This window comes from Pseudomonas versuta (assembly GCF_001294575.1).
GTDB lineage: Bacteria > Pseudomonadota > Gammaproteobacteria > Pseudomonadales > Pseudomonadaceae > Aquipseudomonas > Aquipseudomonas versuta.
In genome coordinates, this window is record NZ_CP012676.1 from 3,950,258 (window position 1) to 3,972,552 (window position 22,295).

A 22,295-nucleotide genomic window follows, 5' to 3' on the forward strand; every position below is an offset into this window, starting at 1 on the left:
CATTCAATCAAACCTGAAAGGCGTCCCGGTAAAACGGGTCGCCTTTTTTGCTGACTCCTTTGCTTTTGATGGAAATCGAGATGACCGATCAGACTACCCGCCTGCCGATCCGCCGCGCTTTAATCAGCGTTTCCGACAAAACCGGAATCCTTGATTTCGCTCGTGAACTGGAAGCCCTCGGCGTCGAGATCCTCTCCACCGGCGGTACGTTCAAGCTGCTGCAAGACAACGGCGTGGCCGCTGTTGAAGTTGCCGACTACACCGGCTTTGCTGAAATGATGGACGGGCGGGTTAAAACCCTGCACCCGAAAATCCACGGCGGCATCCTGGGCCGTCGCGGCATTGACGACGACATCATGAACGAGCACGGCATCAAACCGATCGATCTGGTAGCCGTTAACCTCTATCCCTTCGAAGCAACCATCAACAAGCCGGGCTGCGACCTGCCGACCGCCATCGAGAACATCGATATCGGCGGCCCGACCATGGTCCGTTCGGCAGCAAAAAACCACAAAGACGTAGCGATCGTGGTCAATGCCAGCGATTACGCCAACGTCCTGGAAAACCTCAAGGCCGGTGGCCTGACCTACGCCCAGCGTTTCGACCTGATGCTCAAGGCGTTCGAACACACCGCCGCCTACGACGGCATGATCGCCAACTATCTGGGCACCGTTAACCAGACTGCCGAAACCCTGAGCACCGAAGGCCGCAGCCTGTTCCCGCGCACCTTCAACAGCCAGTTCATCAAGGCCCAGGAAATGCGCTACGGCGAGAACCCGCATCAAAGCGCGGCGTTCTACGTTGAGGCCAAGCCGGCTGAAGTCAGCATTGCGACCGCCACCCAGCTGCAAGGCAAAGAGCTGTCGTTCAACAACGTGGCCGACACCGATGCCGCGCTGGAATGCGTAAAAAGCTTCGTTAAGCCGGCCTGCGTGATCGTCAAACACGCCAACCCGTGCGGCGTTGCCGTCAGCCCGGACGCGGAAGGCGGCATCCGTCAGGCTTACGAGCTGGCTTACGCCACTGACACCGAGTCGGCATTCGGCGGCATCATCGCCTTCAACCGCGAGCTGGACGCCGAAACGGCCAAGGCGATCGTCGAGCGTCAATTCGTTGAAGTGATCATCGCCCCGTCCGTGAGCGAAGAAGCCCGCGCCATCGTGGCCGCCAAAGCCAACGTGCGCCTGCTGGCCTGCGGCGAGTGGAGCGCAGACCGCGCACCGGCCTGGGACTTCAAACGGGTCAACGGCGGCTTGCTGGTACAAAGCCGTGACATTCAGATGATCGGCAGCGAAGACCTGAAAGTCGTGACCAAGCGTGCACCGACCGAGCAAGAGATCCACGACCTGATCTTCGCCTGGAAAGTAGCCAAGTACGTGAAGTCCAACGCCATTGTCTACGCCAAGAACCGTCAGACCATCGGTGTCGGCGCCGGCCAGATGAGCCGCGTAAACTCGGCCCGGATTGCCGCGATCAAGGCTGAACACGCCGGTTTGCAGGTACAGGGTTCGGTCATGGCCTCCGACGCGTTCTTCCCGTTCCGTGACGGTCTGGACAACGCAGCCAAGGCGGGCATCACTGCGGTGATCCAGCCGGGCGGCTCGATGCGTGACAACGAAGTGATTGCTGCTGCCGACGAAGCCGGGATTGCCATGGTGTTCACCGGTATGCGCCACTTCCGTCACTAACTAGACGACGGTCGTACTGAACCCGGCATCTGCTGCGTTGGAGTCGACCTCGATGATGCTCATTGCCAAAAGGCAACTCCGCTCATCAAGGTCGACTCCGCCTTGCATCTACCAGCTTCATTACGACCTCCTGAAGCGTGAAACGCTTTAGGTTTTAAACAGAATTCAGCGTCATCCGAGGTTTTTGAAATGAATGTTTTGATCATTGGCAGCGGTGGCCGTGAACACGCACTGGCCTGGAAAGTAGCTCAGGACCCGCGTGTCGCCAAAGTGTTCGTTGCCCCGGGCAACGCCGGCACCGCCATTGAAGCCAAGTGCGAGAACGTCGCTATCGACGTGCTGGCCCTCGAGCAGCTTGCAGATTTCGCAGAGAAAAATGTCTCGCTGACCATCGTTGGTCCTGAAGTGCCACTGGTTGCAGGCGTGGTTGACCTGTTCCGTGCCCGCGGCCTGGATTGCTTCGGCCCGACTGCCGGCGCTGCCCAGCTCGAAGGCTCCAAGGCTTTCACCAAGGACTTCCTGGCTCGCCACAAGATCCCGACTGCCGATTATCAGAACTTCACTGAAATCGAGCCGGCACTGGCGTACCTGCAAAAAGTCGGCGCACCTATCGTGATCAAGGCTGACGGTCTGGCAGCGGGCAAAGGCGTGATCGTCGCCATGACCCTGACTGAAGCCGAAGATGCCGTGCGCGACATGCTCGCGGGCAACGCATTTGGCGAAGCCGGTTCGCGCGTCGTTATCGAAGAATTCCTCGATGGCGAAGAAGCCAGCTTCATCGTGATGGTCGACGGCAAGAACGTCTTGCCGATGGCCACCAGCCAGGACCACAAACGCGTAGGTGACGCCGACACCGGCCCGAATACCGGCGGCATGGGTGCTTACTCCCCGGCGCCAGTGGTCACTGCGCAAGTACACCAGCGCGTGATGGACCTGGTTATCTGGCCAACCGTTCGCGGCATGGCCGAAGAAGGTAACGTCTACACCGGTTTCCTGTACGCAGGCCTGATGATCGACAAAGCCGGCAACCCTAAAGTCATCGAGTTCAACTGCCGCTTCGGCGACCCGGAAACCCAACCGGTGATGTTGCGCCTGCAATCGAGCCTGGTGCTGCTGGTAGAGGCCGCTCTGGCCCAGGCGCTGGACAAGGTTGAAGCACAATGGGATCCGCGCCCGAGCCTGGGCATCGTGCTGGCAGCAGGCGGTTACCCTGGCGACTACGCCAAGGGTGCCGTGATCCACGGGCTGGATGCGGCAGCCAAGCTGGAAGGCAAGGTGTTCCACGCCGGAACCGCGCTCAACGCAGCTGGCGAAGTGGTGACTGCCGGTGGCCGCGTGCTGTGCGCAACCGCCATGGGCGACACCGTGCAGGCGGCTCAGGAAAAAGCGTATGCACTGGCCAAAACCATCGAATGGGATGGCTGTTTCTACCGTAACGACATTGGCTACCGGGCCATTGCACGTGAGCGTGGCGAAAACCAGGAATAAGTAGCCCATATGGACAGGCAGGGGATCGAACCCTTGCCTTACTATTCCAGCGCCGCGCATAGTTACCGTCAAGCTTCAATATACGAAGGGATTTCAGCGTGCGCTGGCTTAGGATCGCCATAGGTTTCACCGTCAGTCTTATGACTGCCCTGCTCTGTTCAATGTCGGCGCAGGCGGCAGAAGGCAACCTGTGGTCTGCCCTTTTGGACCATCGGGGCGACCTGCAACTGGGCGATGTAAGTTCCGCCCGGTTCAGCAACCAGTTCAGCCCCATAGAACTCGAAGCAATCACCGCCGCCAACCCCGACCAAGCGTTGTGGTTGCGATTTCGGCTCAAGCCAGACAAGCATGAGCAGGTCCTGCGCGTCTTCGCGCCAGATCTGTTACAGCTGGAACTCTACGTTCTGGACGGTAACAAACTGATCAGTGAAGTCAGCACCGGCAGTAACTCGCCTGCGGCACAGAAGCCGTTGTTGAGCAGCGACTTCCTGCTGCCTTTGCCTCAGAGTTCCAAAGAGCTGGATGTCTATCTGCGCCTGGTATCGGAACATCAGTTGCGGCCACACATCACTCTGGATTCCGCAGTCATGCTCGCCGCCAATCAAGGCATGTCATTACTTTACGGGCTGTTGCTTGGCTGCCTGGCCATGCTGGTGCTGCACAACCTGATCCGCTTTGCTTTCTCGCGCGCAGTCAGCAGTCTGTGGCTCGCGGCCTGTGAAGCCTTGCTCCTGATCAGCTCGGCGCTGTTCTTGAATCTGCTGGGACCGTGGTTTCCCCTGTGGCACAGCGCACAACCCCCCGGAGCCTATCTGGCGCTCATCCTGACCGCGCCTTGCGGGCTGATGTTTACCTACACCTTCTTCTCCTCCTGCAAACCCAGCCCGCTGCACAAGCTGTTGCTGCTGGACATCCTGATCATCAGTCTTGGCAGTTTGTTGTTGCTGTTCAGCGATACCCTGCCGCTAAACCTGATCACCTATGGCCTGGTCGGGCTGGCGAGCCTGAGCATCCTGCTGGTTGCAACTCACCACTGGCAACAAGGCTATCGCCCTGCCCGCCTGTTTGTGGTTGCAATGATCATCTTCAACATTGGCACCCTGGTTATTCTTCCGGCACTGCTGGGCCTGACCTTGATCGCCCCCCAGGAACTGGTCCTGCTACTGCTGGCGGTAGTCTGTGTCTGCGGCCTGCTGCTGAGCATCGCCTTGAGCGAGCGCACTCGCAGCATCGCCGAAGATCAGTTCAGCATCAGTCGGGACCTGGCCGCCAGTAACGCCGAAGTGAATGCCAAGGCCGAATTCCTGGCCAAAATCAGCCATGAAATCCGCACACCCATGAACGGTGTACTGGGCATGACCGAACTGTTGCTGGGCACGCCTCTGTCGGTCAAGCAACGTGATTACGTGCAGACCATCCACAGCGCTGGCAATGAACTGCTCACGCTGATCAATGAGATCCTCGATATTTCCAGGCTTGAGTCGGGACAGATCGAACTGGACGATGTGCAGTTCGATCTCAATGCCCTGATCGAAGACTGCCTGAATATTTTCCGCACCAAAGCCGAACAACAAAACGTCGAACTCATCAGCTTTATTCAGCCGCAAGTACCACGGGTCATCAGCGGTGACCCCACGCGGCTGCGCCAGACCTTGCTGAGCCTGCTCGAAAGTGCGCTGAAGAAGACCGTCGAAGGCGAGATATTGATCGTCGTGGCACTGGAAGAGCGCGCCCGGCCACCGCGCCTGCGGATCGCCATCCAGGACTCCGGCCAACCGATGGATGAACAGGAGCGCGAAGCCCTGCTCAATGCCGAACTGCACAGCAAGAACTTCCTGGCGGCAACCCGCCTGGGCGGGCACTTGGGGCTGGTTATCGCCCGCCAGCTGATCAGCTTGATGGGGGGAGAGTTCGGTATCAAGGCCGGGCAAACCAAGGGCAGCAATCTCTGGCTGACCCTGCCTCTGGACCCGCAACACCTTGAACATCAAACCTCCGACCTGGACAGCCCGCTCAAGGGTGCACGGGTACTGGTGGTCGATGACAACGATACCTGCCGCAAAGTCCTGGTCCAGCAATGTTCGGCCTGGGGCCTGAGCGTAAGCGCTGCGGCATCGGGCAAGGAAGCCCTGGCCCTGTTGCGCACCAAGGCCCATCTGCGCGACTACTTCGACATTGTGCTGCTGGACCAGAACATGCCGGGCATGACGGGCATGCAACTGGCCGCCAAGATCAAGGAAGATCCAAGCCTGAACCACGATATCTTGCTGGTGATGCTGACCGGCATCAGCAACGCACCCAGCAAGATCATTGCGCGCAACTGCGGGATCAAACGCATCCTGGCCAAGCCGGTGGCGGGCTACACCCTGAAAACCACCCTGGCCGATGAACTGACCCAGCGCAGCAAAGGCCTGGCCAGTGCACAAACACTGCGCAATGGCCCGACAACGCCGGTTACGGTACCTGGCGACTTCCGCATTCTGGTCGCTGAGGACAACAGCATCTCGACCAAGGTTATTCGCGGCATGCTGGGCAAGCTCAACTTGCAGCCCGATACAGCCTGTAACGGCGAAGAAGCCTTGAAGGCCATGAAAGCCCAGCGTTATGACCTGGTGTTGATGGATTGCGAAATGCCAGTGCTCGATGGCTTCTCTGCCACTGAACGATTGCGGGCATGGGAAGTCAGCCATCAGCGAACCCGCACCCCGGTGGTCGCGTTGACCGCGCACATTCTGGCAGAGCATAAAGAACGGGCGCGCCAGGCCGGCATGGACGGGCACATGGCAAAGCCGGTCGAGCTGTCGCAACTGCGCGAGCTGGTGGATTATTGGGTCGAGCAACGCGAGCTGCGTGAATCACAGGCACAGCATTCCTAGTGCGCTGGCCGGTAGCCTGCAGTTGCTGCTCAACACCGGCCGACAGAGTGCAAGAGGCCTGATAGACTTTCGTCGCCTTTCTTCGGTGTGAGCTCAGACCATGCTCCATGTTTTGTTCAGTGTGTATTTGAAGATGCTGGTGCTCTACAGCCCGTTCTTCGTGCTCTCATGCTTTATCAGCCTGACCCGGGGTTACTCCAACAAGGAGCGGCGGCGTCTGGCCTGGAAAGTCGCGCTGGCCACCTTGATTTCCAGCGTTCTGCTCTACCTGTTCGGGCGCATGATCTTCAGTGTTTTCGGGATCACCGTAGATGCCTTCCGCATCGGCGCCGGCAGCGTGTTGTTTATCTCGGCCTTGGGCATGGCCCAGGGCAAGTCCGCGGTACAGACCGACAACGTGCAGCAAGATGTCACCATCGTGCCGCTGACCATTCCGCTGACAGTCGGGCCGGGCACCATCGGCGCCTTGCTGGTAATGGGGGTCAGTCAGCCCCATTGGGATGACAAGCTGATGGCAATCGTGAGCATCACCCTGGCCAGCCTGACCGTAGGCGTGGTGCTTTACCTGTCCAACAAGATCGAGCGGATTCTGGGAGACCAGGGTTTGCAGATTGTCAGCCGCCTGATGGGGCTATTCGTTTGCGCACTGGCGGCGCAAATCATCTTCACCGGCATCCGCGGGTATTTAGTGCCGTGACCTCCTGTAGTCGCTGACGAGGCACGAGGCTGCGATAAGGGCCGCAAGGACCTTCAACCGCGTCAGCCACGTCCACACGAGGCCTGCTGCGCAACCCATCGCAGCCTCGTGCCTCGTCAGCGAGTACATACCTTGGCCCCATTGCGGGGCCAGGGTGCCTGTCAGGGCTTATCGCCGTACCAGCGCGGCGTGTACACCCACTCTCCGCCGCCGGCACGCGGGAAGGTGCAGGTGGTCGACGAACCAATCAGCACCATCGTGCGCATGTCCACCTGGTCCGGGGTCAACGCTCCCAATGTGGTTGCCCGTAACGTCTGGCCGGGGCGGCCAATGTCACGGCCCAATACCACAGGCGTCTCTGCGCTGCGGTGCCTGGCCACGATCTCCAGTGCAACCCCCAGCTGCCAGGGCCGCGAGCGGGAAATCGGGTTGTAGAAGGCCAGCGCCAGATCCGCCTCGCCAGCAAGGTCCAGGCGCTTTTCGATAATGCTCCACGGCTTGAGGTTGTCCGACAGCGACATCACGCAGAAGTCATGACCCAATGGCGCACCGGCCTGGGCGGCAGTCGCCAGCGATGCCGAGACCCCGGGCAGGATTTCCAGGTCGACGCTGTGCCACTGTGCATCGCCGGACTCGTGCAAGGCTTCAAGCACGGCAGCAGCCATGGCAAACACCCCCGGATCACCCGAGGACACCACCACCACCGAACGGCCCTGGGCGGCCAGTTCGAAGGCATGGCGCGCGCGCTGCATTTCTTCGCGGTTGTCGGTGCAATGCAGCACTTGATCGTCGCGAAACGGCCCGGCCATCCGCACATAGGTTTCGTACCCCAGGACGTCATTGGCCCGCGCCAATTCTGCCTTGACCGCAGGCACCATCAACTCGGCAGCGCCAGGCCCGAGGCCGATAACGGCCAGGCGGCCCCGAGGACGGCCAATCAATGGTGGGTCCAGCGGCGCCGGGGCGACCCCCAGCAACAGACCATTGCCCGACTCATGCCACACCACCGGCAATATCTGCTCGCCGGCACTCACGAACCGTAACGGCACACCCAGCTCAGCCGCCGCCTCATGCAGTTGCGGGCGGGCCATCAAGGCGTCGTCGGCAACAATGCAGGCCAGCGACTGCCAGGCCAACTGCATGTCATGCAACGCCTCGCGGATTGCCTGCGCCGGGACCACAGCTGCGACCCGCGCCACAACATTGCGCGGGTAGATCAGCAGTTCGTTTGCCGCGGGCTCACGCTCGGCACTGCTGACGTGGATCGCCAGCCGCGCCTGCGGGTTTTCAGGCAATTGTGCACCGGCCAGCCAGGGCGCATCGCCTTCGATACGCACTGACTCCCCCGCGAGCAAGTCCGAGACAAAGCGCTTGCCTGTCTCCAGATCGCCCAGGGCATAGCCGCTTGGCGGGTTCAGCAGGCACGTGCCAAAGCGCAATTCGCCACTGGTGGTGATTGCCGCTGCAACCTGCAGACTGGCAGCGATTGCCCGCGCCATGTCATTCACACCGCCCAGACCGCCCAGCAACGGCACTACCGCACTGGCGTCTTCGGCAACGGCCAGCACCGGCGGCTCGGCGCCTTTCTCCAGCAGCAGCGGGGCCAGGGTGCGAATCACGATCCCTGCGGCGCACAGCGCAATAATCGGCGTGTCGTGCTGATACAGCTGGCGCAGGGTCGCGCCAAAGTCGCTGTAGGTGCAGTCTGGCGCTTCAACCCGCCCGTCCAGACCGTAAATCAGCGCCTGAGGGTAAAGCTGCTGAATGCGCCGGGCCGTGGCCAGGCTGCCATTGCCCAGAATCACAATGGCCGGGGCCGGGCGGCTCATCCTTGCCACCGTTCGCCGGGCACGATGATCAGCGAGAAGTAAGGCGACGACATCGGCTCCACGTCATTGAGCGCGACAATTTTCTGATTGCTCATGGTGGCGCGCTCGACATACAGCGCACGCTCGGCCAGCCCCAACTCCCCCAGCACCTCGCGGACTTTATGGAAATTGCGCCCCAGCTTCATGATCACCGCAGCATCGGCATCGGCCAGACGACGCTTCAACTCATCGTGGGGCAACACCCCCGACAACACCGACAAGCTTTGATTGCGATACACCAGCGGCACGCCCAGCACCGAAGCGCCGCCCAGCATCGAGCACACTCCCGGCACCACTTGCGCTTCAAAGCGCTCGGCCAGCCGGTCATGCAAATACATGTAGGAGCCATAGAAGAACGGGTCGCCTTCACAGATCACCGCCACATCACGACCGGCCTGCAAGTGCACGGCCACCTCTTCGGCCGCCTGATCGTAGAAGTCGCTGATGATTTGCTCATACGACAACGGCTCGGGCAGTACCTCGGTGGTCACCGGGTACACCAGTGGCATCAGGGTTTGCGCGCCCTGCAGGTGCGCTTCGATGATGCCGAAGGCATTGCCTTTTTTGCCCTTGGCAACGAAGTACGCCACCACCGGCGATTCGCGCAGCAAGCGCAGGGCTTTAACGGTAATCAGTTCCGGATCACCGGGCCCCACGCCCAGGCCGAGCAAACGTCCAGGTTGAGCCATCATTCGATCTCCGTAGCCAGTGCGTTAACGGCTGCCGCTGCCATCGCACTACCGCCGCGGCGGCCCTGCATAATCACAAACGGCACCCCGCGGCTGTCTGCCGCCAGCATTGCCTTGGACTCTGCCGCGCCGACAAAACCGACCGGGAAGCCCAAAATCAGGGCCGGTTTCGGAGCACCGGCGTCAATCATCTCCAGCAGGTAAAACAGCGCGGTCGGCGCATTGCCGATCACCACTACGCTGCCTTCCAGATACGGGCGCCACAGTTCAAGGGCCACCGCCGAGCGAGTATTGCCCTGCTCCAGCGCCATTTCGGCCACGCCCTCTTCCTTGAGCGTGCAAATCACTTTGTTATTGGCCGGCAAACGCGTGCGCGTCACGCCTTCGAGCACCATGCGCGCATCGCACAGGATCGGTGCACCGCCAGCCAGCGCATCACGCCCGGCCTTGCCCGCACCGGGCGAAAAACGCAGATCTTCGATGGCATCGACCATGCCGCAGGCGTGAATGACCCGCACCGCGAGTTTTTCCAGGTCTGGCGGGATGCTCTCGAGGTTGGCTTCAGCCCGAATAATGGCGAAAGAGTTGCGATAGATCTCTTGACCATCGCGGATGTAATCAATCATCGGTGTTGCTCCGTTGGCGGGCCTCAAGCCAGGCGCCTGCCGCTTCAATAGTAAGGTTGCGCCCATGCAGAACGCCGAAACCCGGCTGTTCTGGAGCACGTAAATAGAGGTCGTAATGACCGGGCGCCACGGCCAGCAAAGTGACCGGCGCAACATGGGCTGCCGCGCACGAACGCCGGCAACCGGTGAGGTGCACATTCAGCACCCGGGACAAGCGCCCGGCGAGCTCACGGGCATCCTGTTTGGTGTCCGCCAGGCCTTTGGCGCACGCGTCGGAGCCAGTGCAGGCAACCAGATGTGCCAGCGGCTGCGCCACATCACACAGAAAACCCAGCGCCTCTAGCTGAAGGGTCACAGCTGGCGCATCGCGGGTCTTGATCTCAGGCAGCAACACACTTTGCCAGGGGGTGAACCGCAGGGTGGCGTCGCCAAATTCGTCAGCCAGTTGCGCCAGCCCCCGCAGCATGGGGGCATCCAGTCGCCCCAGCCCGGGCACCGCGCCGATATACACCCGGCCTTGTTGGCGCTGGGCAAACGTCCCGATATGCAACACCTGCGGCGCCACACCCCGAGGCCCCAGGGCCAGCGCAATTAACGGCACACTGAGCCGTTGCTGCAACTGCTCGACAAAGCGCTCAACGGCAACCTCCTCAAGCAGATGTCGCATGCGCGTTTGCTCGGGCCGGGCCAGGTCGAGAAACAACAGCAGCACCTGCATGACCAGTTCATGGGCTTGCGCCAGCGGCACAGCGGCCAATGCCGGGTTGTGCGCCGGGCAACCGGCCAGACCGAAAGCCATCACCCATTGGCCGTCCAGCTCAATCGCTGATAACCACAAATCGTGCGGATGCTCCAGCATCGCCAGGGCTTCGCCACCATCCAGTTGCAGCGCGAACTTGGCTGACAACTCGGCCAGACGCGGGGTGTTTTGCAAACTGGCGAGCAGCGCCATGGCCAGCGGCCGTGTATCAATGCGCATCTGCGGGTCGATGCCCGCGGCCGGGCTGAGCATCAGGTTGCGCACATCGTCACCCGCCGCAGTGGCAGGCCCCAGCCCTGCCGCCATCAGCGGTTCAACCAGCGCCCGATGCTGCGCCCCGACCCCGCGAATCTGCAGGTTGCCGCGATTGGTCGCTTCAATGACACCACTGGCAAAGCGCTGCGCCACATCGGCGACCACACGGGCCTGCACCGCAGTGATGCAGCCACCATCGAGCTTGACCCGGCAAATCCCGCCATCCAGCGCCTGCACGATGCGCAGTAACCCCGGGCAAGCCGTAGGGCGCACGGGCGTCATGACAGGGAGTTGAGGTGGCAAGGTCAAAGGTCGATCCAGGCAGGTAACGGGCTGTTGCAGGTGGCGCATTATGCCTGCTTTGGGCGACAGCATGAAAAGCTTGCCGGACGGAATACCCGCTGCGGGCCACCTTATGCGGCATTACCCGCGACGGCGCCCGCCCGGCGGCTTTATGGGCGAGGCGCCGGGAGGCCAAGGCGCGCTATCATGCGCGCCCTGCCCGCGCGTCTTGCAAGAGTGCTGGCGGATGAAAAAATCAGCGTTTACCAAGAGGATCGGCATGTCGCCCTGGCTAACAATTGTGGGAATAGGTGAAGACGGCTTCAGCGGTCTGGGCAAAAACGCCCGACGCGCGTTGCTCAGTGCCAGCAACGTATTCGGCGGCCCGCGCCAGCTGGACTTGCTGCCTGCCTGCATCCGCGCCGAACGCCAGGCATGGCCGAGCCCGTTCTCACTGGCGCCGGTCCTGGCGTTGCGCGGCGAACCGGTGTGCGTGCTCGCCAGCGGCGACCCCATGTGGTTCGGTGTGGGTGCCAGCCTTGCGCGGGTCGTTGCCCGCGATGAAATGCAGGTGCTGTCGGCGCCCTCATCCTTCTCGCTGGCCGCCGCCCGAATGGGCTGGGCCTTGCAGGATGTGCTGACGCTGTCAGTGGTGGCGCGGCCAGTCGCTGCTCTCAATGCACATTTGCACAGCGGCGCGCGCCTGCTGGTGCTGAGCAACGACGCCAGCAGCCCGGCCAGCGTGGCCGCCCTGCTACGCGAACGGGGCTTTGGCCCGAGCCGCCTGTGTGTACTGGAACACTTGGGTGGCCCGGCCGAACGCCGGGTCGCGGCCAGTGCCGATGACTGGAACGACCCGCCCGTGGCGGCGCTCAACCTGATCGCCATCGAGTGCCTGGCCGATGCCGACTGCCGCCCGCTGTCGCGAATCGGCGGGCTGCCCGACAGCGCGTTCCGCCATGACGGCCAACTGACCAAACGGGATGTGCGCGCCATCACCCTGGCCCGCCTGGCCCCCTTGCCGGGCCAGTTGTTGTGGGACGTGGGCGCCGGCAGTGGCTCGATCGGTATCGAGTGGATGCGCACTTACCCCAGCTGCCGCACCCTGGCCATCGAAGCCGATGCCGGGCGCCAGCAACTGATCGAACACAATCGCGAGGCGCTGGGTGTACCGGGCCTGCAACTGATTCGCGGCAAGGCTCCGCAAGCCCTTGAGGGGCTGGAGCGCCCGGACGCGATCTTTATCGGCGGCGGCGTGACCCGCGAAGGCGTGCTCGACACCTGCTGGCAACAGCTCAAACCCGGTGGGCGGCTGGTGGCCAATGCCGTCACCCTGCAAAGCGAAATGCTGCTGATGAACTGGCGCGAGCGCCATGGCGGCGAACTGACGCGCATTCATATCGCCCAGGCGCAACCGCTGGGCGAATTTGACACCTGGCGTCAGGCCTTGCCCATCACCCTGCTCGACATGACCAAGCCTCTCGATGCGTGACGAAACCGCCGAACAACCCGCACCGCTGCGCAGCGGCCTGACCACCGGCAGCTGCGCCACAGCCACCAGCCTGGCTGCGGCGCGCCTGCTGCTCAGTGGCGTCAGCAATGACGCCGTCGCCATCACCTTGCCCAAAGGCAAGGTCGTCACCATGCGCCTGGAGTTTTGCCGCCTGAGCGAACAGGGTGCCGAAGCCGGCACCATCAAGGACGCCGGGGATGACCCGGACGTGACCCACGGCGCGCTGCTTTACTCGCAGGTGAGTCTCAGGCCGCAACCGGGTATCGGTTTTGTTGCAGGCCAGGGGGTGGGGACCGTGACCCGACCGGGGCTGGTGCTGGCCGTGGGGGAACCCGCGATCAACCCGGTGCCACGCAAAATGATCACCGATCACCTGCTGCTGCTGGCAGCCGAGCTGGGCTACCACGGCGGCTTTACCGTCACCGTCAACGTGCAGGACGGCGCGGCCCTGGCCTTGAAAACCATGAACCCGCGGCTGGGCATTCTGGGTGGCCTGTCGATATTGGGCACCAGCGGTATCGTCCGCCCGTTCTCCTGCGCGGCTTACATTGCCTCGATCCACCAGGGCATCGACGTGGCAAAGACCAACGGCTACCTGCACATCGCAGCCTGCACCGGCAATGCCAGTGAAGACACCATGCGCCGGGTCTACAACCTGCCGGAAATCGCCCTGATCGAAATGGGCGACTTTGTCGGAGCGGTACTCAAGCACCTGCGCAAAGTACCTGTGGATAAGTTGAGCCTCTGCGGTGGCTTCGGAAAAATCAGCAAACTGGCGGCCGGGCATATGGATTTGCACAGTCGCCATTCCAGTATCGACCTGCCGCAGTTGGCCGAATGGGCCGCCGCCATCGGCGCCGACAGCGCGCTGCAAGAAGCGATTCGCCAGGCCAATACCAGCCAGCAGGCACTGGCAATGGCCAGTGCTGAGGGCATCGCCCTGGGTGATGCGGTGTGCCAGCACGCCCTGGACTTCGCCCGCAGCGTGGTGCCGGCACAGGTGCAAGTTGAAGTATTTGCCATCGACCGCCAGGGTGAAATTGTCGGTCACGCCGGAGCCTTTGAATGAAGCGAATCCTGTTGTTGGGCGGCGTCACTGAAGCGCTGGCCATGGCCCGTCGCCTGGGTGCGCAACACGTTTACAGCCTGGCCGGGGTCGGTCGCGTGCCCGCGGACTTGCCCTGTGAAGTGCGGGTTGGCGGTTATGGTGGCGCCGAAGGGCTGGCGCAGTACCTCCGCGAGCAGCGCATTGATGTGCTGCTCGACGCCACTCACCCCTACGCGGCACAAATCAGCCACAACGCGGCCAGCGCTGCCGCCCTCGCCGGTATCCCGTGCTGGGCCTTGCGCCGCCAGGCCTGGCAGCCCCAGGCCGGGGATGACTGGCGTGAAGTGGCTGACTGGGCCGAACTGGTCGAGGCGCTAAAACCGTTTCAGCGCCCGCTGTTCACCCTGGGCCGCGAGCCACTTGAGCATTTGCATGAAATCCCCGAAGGACAGTTCTGGGCTTTGCGCGCCCTGGACACTTACCCCGGCAATGCCCGTTGCGAAATGATCGGCGCCCGGGGGCCATTTGTGATCGAAGATGAGCGCACCCTGTTCGCCCAACGCCGCATCGACGTACTGATCAGCAAAAACAGCGGCAGCAGCGCCACTGAACCCAAGCTCGAAGTCGCCCGCGAACGCGGGACTCCGGTGTTGATTCTCAAACGCCCGAAGCTGCCAGAGGTTGACCGGACATTTTTGACCAGCGATGAGGTGCTGGAGGCGCTGAAGCGGGAGAGTTATTTGTGAATGTGGACCAATGCTGCGCTGAAAAACCCGCAGGATGTCTCAGCTCTTCTGCCTGGGGCAACGCCATTGTGGGAGCCGGCTTGCCGGCGATTAGATCAACGCGGTGCGACTGTAAAACCGCAGCGTCTGCATCGCTGGCAAGCCAGCTCCCACAGGGAATGGGTAAGTTTTCAACTCCTGAACCAAGACAGTTGCTCGCACGCACTCTCCTCGATGTGCCATCGGGAGAAATCCCGTGAACTACACTGACGTGACACTTCGCCACACAGACTGTGTTTTTACTTACGCCGGTCATTCAGGCTAAATAGCCGCCCTGATCGCACCACCCATGGAATTCTTCATGTCCCGACAGCGCTTTGCATTTGCCTGGATCGCCTGCTTCGCAGTGCTGTTCAACATGCTCGCCATGTCGACGGCCGGAGCCATGGCCGGGTCAAGGCAAGACAGTGGCGAGCAGTTCATGCTGAGCAGCTTCTGCACCGCCACCGGCACCAAGATGGTCGCCGTATCACTGGGCAAGCTTGACGCCGGCGACAGCCGCAAAGACGATCACTCGAACATGCAGCATTGCTGGTGCTGCTCGGGCTCGGCACCTCTGGTGGCATTGCCGGCGCATATCCCGAAACTGTATTTCGCCGCCATCGAACATGGCCACAGCCAAATCCCCGATCACCTCAAACGCCCCACTCCGCGCCAGCAACGGCCGAGCCTTAGCCCCCGCGCTTCCCCTCTGGCCTGATTGCTCCTCGCAACCTTTTTGCGTTTTGAATCGTTCCGGAGAATTGCCATGTTGAACCTGTCACTGGTCAAAAACGTCCTGATTGCGGCGGCTGTGCTGCTGCCTGCCTGTTTCGCCAACGCTCACCAATACCAGAGCGGCGCGCTGCAAATCGCTCATCCGTGGTCCCAGCAACTGCCGCCCAACGCGCCGACCGTGGCCGCGTATTTCGTGATTCAAAACACCGGCAATAGCGCCGACCGCCTGGTCAGTGTCGACACGCCGATTGCCGATAAAGCCGAACTGCATCAACACGTGATGCAGGGCGACTTGATGAAGATGCAACCGGTGGCCAGCGTCGAGGTCCCGCCCGGCGGCACCGTCACGTTCGCGCCCATGGAGTACCACGTGATGCTGGTCGGCCTCAAAGACCGCAGCCTGCTGCAGGACGGCAAACACTTCCCCATGACCCTGCACTTTGAAAAGACCGGTGCCATTGCGGTTGATGTGAACGTGCAAAAACAGGCGCCGCCCGACAGCATGGAAGCCATGCACACCCACTAACGGTCACTGATCCCCGTGGGCGCCCCTCGCGCCAGGCACGCCATGTCGCAAATTCGCGGCAGCTGGCTGAGCCTGTTTGCCATGCTGATGATCTTTATCGGCCCGCTGATTTCCCAAGCGGTGCCGATGGACCATCACGCCTCCATGAACATGACGATGCCGATGTCGGCCGGCATGTCGATGGAGGCTCACGGCGAGCATAAAAAACCGTCCGCCGATCACCACGCCATTTGGGAAAAGTGCGGCTATTGCACCCTGCTGTTCAGTTGCCCGGCCCTGCCCAACGCCCCGACTCTGACCCTCCGGGCAGCGCCCCCGCACGGCCATTATCTGGCCGCGACCACACGGCTGGGCCATGCCCGGCAACCGGTTTTCCCCGGCGCCCGCTCCCGCGCCCCGCCGGCATTCCTTTAGGCACCGACACAACAAATTCACAGGCCCGCCTGCAACTGCCGCTTTAGACGGCCGCAGGCCGCTGGCCGTGTTGTACTCGCTTGAATATTGGAATGTTTATGTCGCGTTTTACTGCTGCCTCCCGTTTGCCTCACGCCCAAAGGGTATTCCCTTTCGCCCTGAGCGCACTGTGCTGCGCCTTGTTCACGCCAATGACCATGGCCGACGAACACACAGAGCATGCCAACGAAATCAGCCCGCTGGTGATCACGGCCATTGCCCCCAGCTCGCCACTGACGATAGTCACCAACCCCAAGGACCCGCGCCAACCGGTGCCGGCCAGTGACGGTGGCGACTACCTCAAGACCATCCCCGGCTTTGCCCTGATCCGCAACGGCGGCACCAACGGCGACCCGGTGTTGCGCGGCATGTTCGGCTCACGCCTGAACATCCTCACCAATGGCGGCATGATGCTCGGCGCCTGCCCCGGCCGCATGGATGCCCCCACGTCCTATATCTCGCCGGAAACCTACGACAAGCTCACCGTTATCAAAGGTCCGCAAACCGTGCTCTGGGGCCCGGGAGCCTCAGCCGGCACCATTCTGTTCGAGCGTGAACCCGAGCACTTCGGTGAACTGGGCACGCGGGTCAACGCCAGCGTACTGACCGGTTCCAACGGCCGTTTCGACAAGACCGTCGACGCTGCCGCCGGCGGCCCGCTGGGCTACGTGCGGGTGATTGGCAACACCGCGCACGCCGATGACTACAAGGACGGCAACGGCGACACCGTGCCGTCGCGCTACGACAAATGGAACGGCGATGTCGCCCTGGGCTGGACCCCGGACCCGGACACCCTGCTGGAGCTCACTGCGGGCAAGGGCGATGGCGAAGCCCGCTCTGCCGGGCGTGGCATGGACGGCAGCCAGTACAAGCGCGAGAGCCTGGGCCTGCGCTTCGAGAAAGCAAATATCGGCGATGTTCTCGACAAGATCGAAGCACAGGTCTACTACAACTATGCCGATCACGTCATGGACAACTACAGCCTGCGCACTCCGTCGGGCACCGGCATGATGAGCGGGCCGATGGCCTCCAACGTCGACCGGCGCACCCTCGGCGCACGGATCAAGGCCACCTGGCACTGGGCCGACTACCAGTTGATCAGCGGGATCGACGCGCAGACCAACGAACACCGCAAACGCTCCGGCATGGGCATCGATACGTATAAGGATCAGAACTGGAGCAAAGACGCCGACTTCCACAACTACGGTGTCTTCAGCGAACTGACCTGGTACGCCGCCGAGCGTGACCGGGTGATTACCGGAGCCCGTCTGGACCGTGCTTCGGCCAAGGATTACCGCGCCCGGATCGGCTCCGGGATGATGACCAGCCCCAACCCGACCCTGGACAAAACCCGCGCCGATACCCTGCCCAGCGGCTTTGTGCGTTATGAGCATGAGCTGGCCGACAGCCCGACCACGCTGTATGCCGGTCTGGGGCACGCCGAACGCTTCCCGGATTACTGGGAGCTGTTCTCTCCGACCTCGGGCCCTGCCGGTTCAGTCAACGCTTTCGATGCAATCAAGCCGGAAAAAACCACTCAGCTCGACATGGGCCTGCAATACAAAACCCGGGACCTCGACGCCTGGGTCTCGGCCTACGCAGGTGTGATTCACGACTACATCCTGTTCGACTACGCCCGGGGCTCGTCCCAGGCACAAAACATCAACGCCCGGATCATGGGCGGCGAACTGGGCGCGGCGTATCAGCTGACTTCCAACTGGAAAGCCGACGCCACCCTCGCCTACGCCTGGGGCAAGAACACCACGGACGGCAAGGCACTGCCGCAAATGCCACCGCTGGACACCCGCCTGGGCCTCACTTACAGCCAGGACGACTGGAGTGCCGGGGCCTTGTGGCGGCTGGTCGCGCCACAAGACCGCATCGACCGCAACGCAGGCAACGTGGTCGGCAAGGACTTCGACAAGAGCGCCGGTTTTGGTGTGTTCTCGTTGAACGGCGCGTACCGCATCAACAAAAACCTCAAGGTCAGTGCCGGGGTCGACAACCTGCTGGACAAAAACTACAGCGAGCACCTGAACATGGCGGGCAACGCCGGTTACGGCTACCCGGCGAACGACCCGACCCCGATCAACGAACCGGGCCGCACGTTGTGGACCAAGGTTGATGTGAGCTTCTGACAACAGATTGCTCTGTAGGAGCTGGCTTGCCAGCGATGAACGCGACTCGGTATTTCTGGAAAACCGAGGTGATGCCATCGCTGGCAAGCCAGCTCCCACAGGGTTCAAAGACCAATTACCTTGCGGAGCCGCTCCTGATGAGCCGACCAACCCCCTCTTTCTACAACCTGGCCTGGCGCTGGCATTTTTATGCCGGGCTGTTTGTCGCCCCCTTCATGATTCTGCTGGCATTGACCGGGATCATTTACCTGTTCAAGCCCCAGCTCGATCCCTTGATGTATGACCACCTGCTCAATGTCACCCCGGGCCATCACCGCCTCAGTGCCGATGAGCAACTGCAACGCGTGCGCCTCGACTATCCACAGGGCCATGTCAGCCAGTACCTGCCCCCGGTCAACCCTGAGCGCAGCGCTCAATGGGTGGTCAGCCATGACGGGCGCGAGCTCAACGTGTTTATCAACCCCTACAGCGGCGAAGTGCTGGGCGAGCAGGATGCCAGGTTCAATCTGCAAGCCGTGGCCCGGGCGCTGCACGGGGAATTGATGATCGGCACTGTCGGAGATCGGCTGGTCGAACTCGCCGCCGGCTGGGGCGTGGTGCTGGTGGTTTCCGGCCTGTACCTGTGGTGGCCGCGCGGGCAATCCGCCGCCGGGATTTTATGGCCACGCCTGAGCCGTCGCGGCCGCGTGCTGTGGCGCGACCTGCATGCTGTCACCGGCTTCTGGGGCGCCGCCCTGTTGCTGTTCATGCTGCTCAGCGGCATGACCTGGACCGGTTTCTGGGGCAAGCAATACGCCGATCTGTGGAACCGCTTCCCGGTGGCAATGTGGAATAACGTCCCGCAGTCAGACATCGAGGCACGCAGCCTCAACACGCCAACCCGTCAAACCGTGCCCTGGGCGCTGGAAAACACCCCGCTGCCGGTCTCCGGTGCCCACGCTGAACACATGGCCCATGCCGCCCACGCAAGCGGCCCGGCGGCGCCCGGCATCAGCCTGCAACAGGTGGTCGACACCGCCACTGCTCGCAAGGTCGAACCCGGCTACAGCATCACCTTGCCCGCCACCGCCACCGGCGTATTCACCATCGCCGTATTCGCGGACGACCCGCGCAACGACGCCACCCTGCATGTCGATCAATACAGCGGCCAGGTGCTGGCCGATGTGCGCTGGGAGCAATACGCCAGCCTCGCCCGCGCCACCGAAATGGGGGTGATGCTGCATGAAGGCAAACTGTTCGGCACCTTGAACCAGATTGTGATTTTGCTGGTGTGCCTGATGATCCTGCTGAGCTCGGTCAGCGGTCTGGTGATCTGGTGGAAACGCCGTCCGCAGGGCCGCCTGGGCGTCCCGCCGCTGCGCCACGACTTGCCGACCTGGAAGACCGGCGTGCTGATCATCCTGGCCCTGGCGATTGCCTTTCCGCTGGTGGGCGCCTCGCTGCTCGCGGTGTGGCTGCTGGACCGCCTGCTGATGATTTTGCGCAAAACACCGCCGCTTGAGCTTCGCTCATAAACAACATGAAGCATCCGAGATGCGCGATCTAGAGCCTTGGCTATACTGGCATGCCAGTATCAGCCAGAAAACCATTGTTACTGTATAACAAATGCATTTAAGCTCCATCACCCGCCGCCAGGAGGCAGCGGGTACACCTCTTGAAATAAGCGACTCACTGCCCCGATGAACAAGTACCTTTTTTCCAGCCTTTGCCTGTTGGCGATCAACAACGCGCATGCGGATGACACCGCCCCGTCCCTGATGCTGCCGGCCGCGAGCATTACCGCACCTGAAATCGATGCCGAACACATCGACCTCAAGACCGCCACCAGCGCCGGTTCGCGCCTGAACCTCAACAGTCTCGAAACCCCGGCCAGCGTCGAAAGCCTGAGCGGCGAACGGATTCGCGCCCGCGGCGACCGCAGCGTCCAGGATGCCGTGACGCGCACCACCGGCATCACCAATAACGGCACCCCGGGCAACGGCGGCTCGTCGTACTCGGCCCGTGGTTTTGTCGGCCAGGGCTCGGTCATGCAGCTGTATGACGGGATTCGCATGTACAGCGGCGCCGGCACCGTGACCTTCCCCGTGGACGACTGGTCGGTGGAACGCATCGACGTGCTGCGCGGTCCGGCATCGGTGCTGTACGGCGAAGGTGCGACCGGCGCGGTGATCAACGTGATTCCGAAAAAACCGTTCAGCGGCGAAATCGAAAATCATCTGCGGGTTGGCTACGGCTCTTACGACAGCCAGCAGCAAGCGCTGGACAGCGGCGGCTCGCTGACCGACACCCTGAGCTACCGGTTGAACCTCAACCACACCCAAAGCAATGGCTGGATCGACCACGGCGACTCCGAAAACATCTTTATCAGCGCCGCCCTGCGCTGGCAGGCCCGGGATGATCTGGCGTTTACCCTGAGCCACGATTACGGCGACCAGGAGCCGCAGATCGACTTCGGCGTGCCCCTGATCAATGGCCGGTATCACAAGAGCCTGCGGGACAAGAACTACAACGTGCGCGACGCCAAGCTGCATTACAACGATCAGTGGACGCGCCTCAATACCGAATGGCAGATCAACGACGACCTGGTTGCCAGCAACGAACTGTATTACCTCAAGGCGCAGCGCCGCTGGCAGAACGCTGAAAAGCACGGCTGGGACGAAAACCGCCAAAGCCTGATACGCAGCGGTTACTACAGCATCAAACACCAGCAGGAACAGGTCGGCGACCGTCAGACCTTCACCCTCAACCACGACCTGTTCGGCCTGAAAAGCAAAACCCTGGTGGGCGTGGACTACAACCGTATCCACTTCGACCTGCACAGCAACTCGCCTTACAAGGATGTAGTGGCTGGCGGCACACCAATTGACATGTACCACCCCGATCGTGGCGAGTTCACCAGCCATTCGCCCTACCGCGACCAGTTCAAGACCACCACCCGGCAAGTGTCGCTGTTTGCCGAAAACCGCACGCAACTGAGCGAGCAACTGTCACTGGTCACCGGCGTGCGGCGCGACATCGTGCATCTGGACCGTGACGACTTGATCGAAGACTCGCGCAGTGATCGCAGCCTGTCGGCCAACAGCTGGAAAGTCGGCCTGGTGTATGAACTGACGCCGGACATGTCGGTGTATGCGCAACAAGCCACCAGTGTCGATGGCGTGGCCGGTCTGATCAGCCTGTACCCGGCCGAGCAAGGCTTTGACATGGCCCATGCGCGCCAGACCGAAGTGGGCTTCAAGCAAATGTTCTGGGACCAGCGCGGCGAGTGGACCCTGGCGGCGTATCACATCGTCAAAAAAGACTTGCTGACCCCCGACCCGAACACCCCGGGCAACTCGCTGCAAGTTGGCCAGCAGTCGTCCAATGGCCTTGAAGCCAGTCTCGATTTGCAACTGCCGAACCGCTGGCAGCTGCAGGCCAATGCCGCCTTCGTGCGGGCCGAATACGACAAGTTCGATGACGAAGGCGTGTCCCGCAAAGGCAACCGCCCCACCGACGTACCCCGTCGCACCGCCAACCTGTGGTTGAGCAAAACCCTTACCGACGACGTGAACGCCGGTGCCGGGGTGCGTTATGTGGACTCGCGTTACGCCGACCTTGCCAACACCGTCGAATTGCCGAGCTACACCGTGGTAGACGCCACTGTCAGCTGGAAAGCGCTGCCAAAAACCACCCTGGGCCTGCGCCTGAATAATTTGTTCAACCGCCAGTACGCTGTAAGCCAATACAATGGCGGCCAGCAATGGATCATGGGCGAACCGCGCTCGTTCTTCGTCACGGCGGATTACACCTTTTAAGCACCCACCCCCTGTAGGAGCGAGCGTGCTCGCGAGATTTTCAAAAGCTCGCGAGCACGCTCGCTCCTACAGGATCAACACCGGAATTT

General features: G+C 61.9%; 17 protein-coding genes. 13 read left to right on the forward strand and 4 right to left on the reverse strand.

What is annotated here, in order from left to right:
• Positions 1–80 precede the first annotated feature (80 nt).
• The 4 genes from purH to AOC04_RS17720 all read left to right on the forward strand — a co-directional run bounded on the left by purH (position 81) and on the right by AOC04_RS17720 (position 6,749).
• Entirely contained in the window at positions 81–1,688 is a 1,608-nt protein-coding gene (gene purH / locus AOC04_RS17705; RefSeq protein WP_003439208.1) for a bifunctional phosphoribosylaminoimidazolecarboxamide formyltransferase/IMP cyclohydrolase, read from the forward strand.
• A 189-nt stretch (positions 1,689–1,877) separates the two neighbouring features.
• Positions 1,878–3,176, forward strand: a complete 1,299-nt coding sequence (purD, locus tag AOC04_RS17710; protein ID WP_060695637.1) for a phosphoribosylamine--glycine ligase — start codon at positions 1,878–1,880, stop codon at positions 3,174–3,176.
• Between the two features lie 98 nt (positions 3,177–3,274).
• On the forward strand, positions 3,275–6,052 hold the full coding sequence (locus AOC04_RS17715) for a hybrid sensor histidine kinase/response regulator (RefSeq protein WP_060695639.1): 2,778 nt from the start codon (positions 3,275–3,277) through the stop codon (positions 6,050–6,052).
• Positions 6,053–6,152: 100 nt separating this feature from the next.
• Positions 6,153–6,749 carry a MarC family protein gene (locus AOC04_RS17720; protein WP_060695641.1) on the forward strand — a complete coding sequence of 199 codons (597 nt, stop codon included), beginning with the start codon at positions 6,153–6,155 and terminating at the stop codon, positions 6,747–6,749.
• Between the two features lie 161 nt (positions 6,750–6,910).
• On the opposite strand, the gene cobJ is transcribed toward AOC04_RS17720, so the two are convergent.
• From cobJ to cobG, 4 genes are read right to left on the reverse strand one after another with little or no spacing between them, the layout of a single operon-like run.
• Positions 6,911–8,578 (reverse strand): precorrin-3B C(17)-methyltransferase, encoded by a 1,668-nt coding sequence (cobJ, locus tag AOC04_RS17725; protein ID WP_060695643.1) that lies wholly within the window; start codon positions 8,576–8,578, stop codon positions 6,911–6,913.
• On the reverse strand, positions 8,575–9,309 hold the full coding sequence (locus AOC04_RS17730) for a precorrin-2 C(20)-methyltransferase (protein WP_171970594.1): 735 nt from the start codon (positions 9,307–9,309) through the stop codon (positions 8,575–8,577). Before AOC04_RS17730 ends, cobJ begins: the two co-directional genes overlap by 4 nt.
• The gene (locus tag AOC04_RS17735; RefSeq protein ID WP_060695645.1) at positions 9,306–9,932 is read right to left on the reverse strand and encodes a precorrin-8X methylmutase; all 627 of its coding nucleotides are present in this window, start codon (positions 9,930–9,932) and stop codon (positions 9,306–9,308) included. The genes AOC04_RS17730 and AOC04_RS17735 overlap by 4 nt, the downstream gene beginning before the upstream one ends.
• A complete protein-coding gene (gene cobG / locus AOC04_RS17740; protein ID WP_290439282.1) occupies positions 9,925–11,229 on the reverse strand; it encodes a precorrin-3B synthase in 1,305 nt (434 codons plus the stop codon). The genes AOC04_RS17735 and cobG overlap by 8 nt, the downstream gene beginning before the upstream one ends.
• Positions 11,230–11,509: 280 nt before the next feature.
• Between cobG and AOC04_RS17745 the strand changes: the two genes are divergently transcribed.
• The 9 genes from AOC04_RS17745 (at position 11,510) to AOC04_RS17785 (ending at position 22,206) form a co-directional block, all read left to right on the forward strand.
• Complete coding sequence (locus AOC04_RS17745) at positions 11,510–12,721, forward strand: bifunctional cobalt-precorrin-7 (C(5))-methyltransferase/cobalt-precorrin-6B (C(15))-methyltransferase (RefSeq protein WP_060696979.1); 1,212 nt, start codon at positions 11,510–11,512, stop codon at positions 12,719–12,721.
• Entirely contained in the window at positions 12,714–13,811 is a 1,098-nt protein-coding gene (locus AOC04_RS17750) for a cobalt-precorrin-5B (C(1))-methyltransferase (RefSeq protein ID WP_060695646.1), read from the forward strand. Before AOC04_RS17745 ends, AOC04_RS17750 begins: the two co-directional genes overlap by 8 nt.
• Positions 13,808–14,536, forward strand: coding sequence for a cobalt-precorrin-6A reductase (locus AOC04_RS17755; protein WP_060695648.1), 729 nt, complete (start codon positions 13,808–13,810; stop codon positions 14,534–14,536). The genes AOC04_RS17750 and AOC04_RS17755 overlap by 4 nt, the downstream gene beginning before the upstream one ends.
• Before the next feature lie 340 nt (positions 14,537–14,876).
• Positions 14,877–15,275 carry a DUF2946 domain-containing protein gene (locus tag AOC04_RS17760; RefSeq protein ID WP_060695651.1) on the forward strand — a complete coding sequence of 133 codons (399 nt, stop codon included), beginning with the start codon at positions 14,877–14,879 and terminating at the stop codon, positions 15,273–15,275.
• 48 nt (positions 15,276–15,323) lie between these two features.
• Positions 15,324–15,818: a copper chaperone PCu(A)C gene (locus tag AOC04_RS17765; protein WP_060695653.1), complete on the forward strand. Its 495-nt coding sequence runs from the start codon at positions 15,324–15,326 to the stop codon at positions 15,816–15,818.
• A gap of 42 nt (positions 15,819–15,860) precedes the next feature.
• Positions 15,861–16,232, forward strand: coding sequence for a DUF2946 domain-containing protein (locus tag AOC04_RS17770; RefSeq protein ID WP_060695656.1), 372 nt, complete (start codon positions 15,861–15,863; stop codon positions 16,230–16,232).
• A 98-nt stretch (positions 16,233–16,330) separates the two neighbouring features.
• A complete protein-coding gene (locus tag AOC04_RS17775) occupies positions 16,331–18,409 on the forward strand; it encodes a TonB-dependent copper receptor (protein WP_060696980.1) in 2,079 nt (692 codons plus the stop codon).
• A gap of 137 nt (positions 18,410–18,546) precedes the next feature.
• Complete coding sequence (locus AOC04_RS17780) at positions 18,547–19,923, forward strand: PepSY-associated TM helix domain-containing protein (RefSeq protein WP_060696981.1); 1,377 nt, start codon at positions 18,547–18,549, stop codon at positions 19,921–19,923.
• A 165-nt stretch (positions 19,924–20,088) separates the two neighbouring features.
• Positions 20,089–22,206, forward strand: coding sequence for a TonB-dependent receptor (locus tag AOC04_RS17785; RefSeq protein WP_060695658.1), 2,118 nt, complete (start codon positions 20,089–20,091; stop codon positions 22,204–22,206).
• Positions 22,207–22,295: the final 89 nt, after the last annotated feature.

What these genes read in the sequence shown, in the direction of transcription:
- AOC04_RS17730 (WP_171970594.1), bottom strand. Translation starts at nt 9,309, where the DNA reads ATGATGGCTCAACCTGGACGTTTGCTCGGCCTGGGCGTGGGGCCCGGT.
- purD (WP_060695637.1), top strand. Translation starts at nt 1,878, where the DNA reads ATGAATGTTTTGATCATTGGCAGCGGTGGCCGTGAACACGCACTGGCC.
- cobJ (WP_060695643.1), bottom strand. Translation starts at nt 8,578, where the DNA reads ATGAGCCGCCCGGCCCCGGCCATTGTGATTCTGGGCAATGGCAGCCTG.
- purH (WP_003439208.1), top strand. Translation starts at nt 81, where the DNA reads ATGACCGATCAGACTACCCGCCTGCCGATCCGCCGCGCTTTAATCAGC.
- AOC04_RS17765 (WP_060695653.1), top strand. Translation starts at nt 15,324, where the DNA reads ATGTTGAACCTGTCACTGGTCAAAAACGTCCTGATTGCGGCGGCTGTG.
- AOC04_RS17745 (WP_060696979.1), top strand. Translation starts at nt 11,510, where the DNA reads ATGTCGCCCTGGCTAACAATTGTGGGAATAGGTGAAGACGGCTTCAGC.
- AOC04_RS17755 (WP_060695648.1), top strand. Translation starts at nt 13,808, where the DNA reads ATGAAGCGAATCCTGTTGTTGGGCGGCGTCACTGAAGCGCTGGCCATG.
- AOC04_RS17775 (WP_060696980.1), top strand. Translation starts at nt 16,331, where the DNA reads ATGTCGCGTTTTACTGCTGCCTCCCGTTTGCCTCACGCCCAAAGGGTA.
- AOC04_RS17735 (WP_060695645.1), bottom strand. Translation starts at nt 9,932, where the DNA reads ATGATTGATTACATCCGCGATGGTCAAGAGATCTATCGCAACTCTTTC.
- AOC04_RS17750 (WP_060695646.1), top strand. Translation starts at nt 12,714, where the DNA reads ATGCGTGACGAAACCGCCGAACAACCCGCACCGCTGCGCAGCGGCCTG.
- AOC04_RS17760 (WP_060695651.1), top strand. Translation starts at nt 14,877, where the DNA reads ATGTCCCGACAGCGCTTTGCATTTGCCTGGATCGCCTGCTTCGCAGTG.
- cobG (WP_290439282.1), bottom strand. Translation starts at nt 11,229, where the DNA reads ATGACGCCCGTGCGCCCTACGGCTTGCCCGGGGTTACTGCGCATCGTG.
- AOC04_RS17785 (WP_060695658.1), top strand. Translation starts at nt 20,089, where the DNA reads ATGAACAAGTACCTTTTTTCCAGCCTTTGCCTGTTGGCGATCAACAAC.
- AOC04_RS17770 (WP_060695656.1), top strand. Translation starts at nt 15,861, where the DNA reads ATGTCGCAAATTCGCGGCAGCTGGCTGAGCCTGTTTGCCATGCTGATG.
- AOC04_RS17780 (WP_060696981.1), top strand. Translation starts at nt 18,547, where the DNA reads ATGAGCCGACCAACCCCCTCTTTCTACAACCTGGCCTGGCGCTGGCAT.
- AOC04_RS17720 (WP_060695641.1), top strand. Translation starts at nt 6,153, where the DNA reads ATGCTCCATGTTTTGTTCAGTGTGTATTTGAAGATGCTGGTGCTCTAC.